Origin of the sequence: uncultured Campylobacter sp. (genome assembly GCF_938017615.1) — a bacterium.
Classification (GTDB): Bacteria; Campylobacterota; Campylobacteria; order Campylobacterales; family Campylobacteraceae; genus Campylobacter_B.
Genome location: NZ_CALIJA010000204.1, coordinates 1 through 4414 on the forward strand (window position 1 = coordinate 1; position 4414 = coordinate 4414).

The following is a 4414-nucleotide window of genomic DNA, read 5'->3' on the forward strand; positions in this document are numbered from 1 at the left end:
GTAAATTCTACAAGCTGTTCGGGTACAGACGCCGCGGCAAAAGGCGCGCCAAGCTTAAACGCAAACGCTTCCGGTTCGGGCGCTACGGCGCAAGAAGCCCAAGGTGCGGCATCTAAAGCTCAAATCAAAATCGACGATTTTAAAAAATGCGTTATCAAAGTCGGTACGATTTTGGAGTGCGAAAACATTGAGGGCAGCGAGAAGCTACTGCGATTTATGATCGATTTGGGCGAGGAGAAACCACGTCAAATCATCAGCGGTATCGCGAAATTTTACGATCCCGCCACGCTTGTCGGTAAGCAGATCTGCGTGCTGGCAAATTTAAAACCCGCTAAAATTTTTAAACATAGCAGCGAGGGTATGATTTTAAGCGCCGAGGATGGCAGCCTTACGCTGCTTAGCACTCTCGCGCCCGTAAAAAACGGCGCAATCGTAGGTTAGCGATGAGGGCTTTAGCGCGCAAGGCCTCGAAGTTCGCTATCTACGACGTGGCTGGGCTCTGCGCGCAAAAAAGCGGCGCTTCGGATAAAATTTTAAAACTTTGCCGTCGCTGTGGCTTTGCCGCAAAGATCGGTGCAGGCGGGCTTGTATGCGCCACGCCTTTGGCGCTGAAGCTCGGTGCGGGGATTGCTTTAAAATTTGCGACGCGTAAAATTTTAACGCTAGGCGTTTGCGAGCTGTCGAAGTTCGCCGCTTTAAAATGCGCAAAGCTCGGCGCGCGCGCGGTCGTGCGCTCGTTTTCACGCACCGATAAATTTACAGGCGAGCGCACGAAAAAATATGCGAGCGCGGATGGCGAGAGCTCTAAAGCAAGCGCCTCGTCGCGCAGAAAGCGCACGGCAGGTCTTTCTAGCGCGAGCATTAAAAAGGACACCTCATTTTCCAAAAACGCCCATGCTAAAAAAAATGCAGTGACAAAAAGCGCACCCGCAAAAAAATCCCCGCTCGCTAAAAAACCTGTACCTATCGCGAAAACCGCATTGACCGCAAAGAGCGCGCCTCTTAAAAGCTCCGCCGTAGGGAAATCGTAATGGTAAATTTATTAAATTTAACCCGCATCGTAAACGGAACGATGCTGAATAATCCCGCAATCTCTGCGGTCGAGAGTTTTGCGATCGAACCTGCAAAGGTCGCAAAAAAGGGCGCTTTCATAGCGCTCGGCGCAAACGAGCGCGACGTGCACACCGCGATCGATAACGGCGCGTATGCGATCATTTTCGATAACAATTTTAAGCCGCTCAACGACGAGATCGCCTTTATAAAGGTCGAAAATTTATGCTCGGCGCTCGTGCGTCTGATAAAATTTTTGGGTGAGACGTGGCGGCACGGCTTCGTGCTGATAAACGAGGTGCAAAGCGAGATCTTGCGCTACACGAGCGTGCCGAAAAATTTGATGTTTGCGCCGCGCAGCAAGGGCGAGCTTTTCATCAGCCTGATGAATGCCAAAGAGAAAAATACCTACTTCACCACTGACGGCGATCTTTTGCAGAGCCTCGGAATATCGCCCGTCACTATCCCCGTGAGCGACGATTTTAGGCTGCTTTACGGCGGCTCGATATTTTACAGCAGCTTCGTTTTCGGCGGGCTTTATTACTCAAACTTAATCTTTCCGCAGCTGTTTTTGCCCGAGCTATGCGGCGTGATCGAGTATCTCTCGCGCAAAAACATACCCTTTAAATTTCAAAGCTTAAGCGCATTCGGCCATTTCGAACCGATTTTTGTGGATAGATTTTTTAACGTTAGCTCGCTTGGCGGAAGCTACCGCGCCTTTATCGCCGAGAGCGATCCTGAGCTTTTTGCGCGCGAGGCGGAGTTTTTGCGGGCAAAATTCCGCGAAAAAATTATCGTCTGTGCTAGCTGGGAGGATCGCTTAGACGGCGTTAAGATCGACTTTCGCTTCAATAAGCTAAGCGCGCTAAAGAGCCTGCCCGAGTTTCACTACGCGCTGGTTTTTGCGGAAAAAAGCGCGATCGTGCAGCTTCTAAATCAAAAACCGCAAGAAAAAAATCTATTTTTTTAAAGGCAGCGGATGCAGAGCTTTGATGAAATTTTAAATGGAAATTTTTGGATAAAGAGGCTTTACGAAAACGGGCTATTGCGCGAGGTAAAGGAGCAGATCGGCACCGAGCTTGAGATAGCGCACGCAAGCTACATCGAGGTTAAGCGCGAGCGCTCGCAGGCGCTGCTTTTTACGAACGTGCGAAACGCGCAGGGCAAACGGATGCCGCCGGTGCTAACCAATATTTTCGGCTCCTTCGAGGCGTTAAATTTAATCCTCGGTCGCAAACCTGACGAAATTGCCTCTGAGATCGAGAGCCTGCTAAAGCCGAAGCGTCCGCAAAGCTTCGGCGAAAAGCTTGATTTTTTGACGCACTTAATCACGCTTCGTAAAATTTTTGTAAAGCGCCTTAACGGTCGCGGAGAGTGCCAGCAGATCGCGCATCTGGGCGCTGATGTAGATTTGGGCGAGCTTCCCGTGCTTAAGACCTGGGAGGGTGATGGCGGCGCGTTCATCACGATGGGGCAGGTCTATACGAAGGATCTAAACTCTCAAACGCAAAATCTCGGTATGTATCGCCTGCAAATTTACGGACGCGACCGCCTGGGGATGCACTGGCAGATACACAAAGACGGCGCGGGCTTTTTCGACGAATACCGCAAAGCTGGGCGCAAGATGCCCGTATCCGTGGCGATCGGCGGCGATCCACTCTATATCTGGTGCGGTCAGGCGCCGTTGTCGAAGGGGATTTTTGAACTGCTGCTTTACGGCTTCATCCGCCGCAGCCCCGCTCGCCTCGTAAAATCGCTTACGAATGAAATTTACGTTCCCGCGGACGCTGATTACGTGATCGAGGGCTTTGTCGATCCCGCAGTAAGCGAGCCGGAGGGGCCTTTCGGCGATCACACGGGATATTACACGCCGATAGAGCCATTCCCGGTGATGGAGGTTAGCGCGATCACGCACAAGCGCGCGCCCGTATTTCACGCCACCGTCGTGGGTAAGCCGCCGCTTGAGGATAAATTTATGGGATACGCGACCGAGCGGATCTTTTTGCCGCTGTTTCGCACGAGCGCGCCCGATCTGATCGATTATAAAATGCCCGAAAACGGCGTATTTCACAACCTAATTTTGGCTAAGATCGCCGTGCGCTACCCCGCTGCTGCCAAACAGATCATGCACGCGTTTTGGGGCGTGGGGCAGATGAGCTTCGTAAAACACGCCGTCTTCGTGCCGCAGGACGTGCCGAGCTTAGATGAGTACGAGGCGCTTACGAAGTACGTCCTAAACCGCATAGGCGCGCGCAGCCTCGTTTTTAGCGAGGGTGTGTGCGATCAGCTCGATCACGCAAGCCCGAACTCCTGCTTTGGCGGCAAGCTCGGTATCGATGCGACGGCGGATCTAAGCTCGCAGGCGCCGCAAATTTTAAGCGATGAGGAGCTGCTAGCGAAATTTCAAAGCGAGGAGCCCGCCATTTTGGCGCTTAAGCAGCACTTTTGCGATACGAAAAACCCGCTCGTGCTGATAAGCATAGACAAAAAAGAGCTCGTGGAGCGGAGCTGGCGGCGGCTTTTGAAATTTAGCGAGCATTTTAAAATTTTGATTTTTACCGATGCGAGAAACGACGCGAGCAACCTCTATATGAGCGTTTGGCGCATCGTAAATAGCATCGATGCGCTGCGCGACGTGTTTGTGGCGCAGGACGATCGCATCTGCATCGACGCTACGAGCAAGCACGAATGGGAGGGCTATACGCGCCGGTGGCCGCAGGAGACGCTCTGCAGCCGCGAAGTCGTAGCAAGCCTCATAGAGCGCGGCATCGTGCAGGACGAACCCGAGCTATTTAAGAAATTTGAAATTTTTTGAGGCGCGGGGCGAAATTTCGCGCGGATCTGAAATTTTAAAATTTTGCACTCTGATTTTAAGGGCTGCGCGTTAAATTTAAAATAAATTTAGGCCCTCTTTAACTTAAGCTCACACAAAGGAGCAGTAAGTTACGATGAGAGCTATGAAAAATAAGTATATAATCCGTTCCCGAATTTCAGAAAAGAAATTTAGAGAAATTCTAAAGTACTTCACGGAGGATATAGAAGCATCAAAGATATCAAATTTAACTAAAATTTCAGAAGCAACCCTATGTAAAATCTTTAGAGAAATAAGAGCTCTTATGTCTAAAGAGTGCGAGAAGATATCTAAGTTTTCAGGTGAAATAGAAATAGATGAAAGTTACTTCGGATCTAAAAGAGTAAGGGGTAAAAGAGGTAGAGGCGCAGCAAATAAAACACCGGTATTTGGAATGCTAAAGCGTGACGGTAAGGTCTATACTCAGATAGTTAAAAACTGCTCTGCTAGTGAGTTGATACCTATATTATCTCAATATAGCGAGCTTGATAGCTCTACTATCTATTCTGATTG

General features: G+C 50.0%; 5 protein-coding genes. All 5 read left to right on the top strand.

Going from position 1 to position 4414, the window contains the following annotated elements; all coding sequences use genetic code 11:
* A partial coding sequence (gene metG, locus Q0620_RS10445; protein WP_298785063.1) for a methionine--tRNA ligase subunit beta occupies positions 1–441 on the top strand: 441 nt, incomplete at its 5' end.
* A gap of 2 nt (positions 442–443) precedes the next feature.
* Positions 444–1031 (top strand): hypothetical protein, encoded by a 588-nt coding sequence (locus tag Q0620_RS10450; protein WP_298785065.1) that lies wholly within the window; start codon positions 444–446, stop codon positions 1029–1031.
* Complete coding sequence (locus tag Q0620_RS10455; RefSeq protein ID WP_298785066.1) at positions 1031–2020, top strand: hypothetical protein; 990 nt, start codon at positions 1031–1033, stop codon at positions 2018–2020. Before Q0620_RS10450 ends, Q0620_RS10455 begins: the two co-directional genes overlap by 1 nt.
* Before the next feature lie 9 nt (positions 2021–2029).
* Positions 2030–3865 (top strand): menaquinone biosynthesis decarboxylase, encoded by a 1836-nt coding sequence (locus Q0620_RS10460; protein WP_298785068.1) that lies wholly within the window; start codon positions 2030–2032, stop codon positions 3863–3865.
* Positions 3866–3998: 133 nt separating this feature from the next.
* Positions 3999–4414, top strand: a 416-nt coding sequence (locus tag Q0620_RS10465) for an IS1595 family transposase (protein WP_298785070.1), incomplete at its 3' end; no start/stop codon positions are given.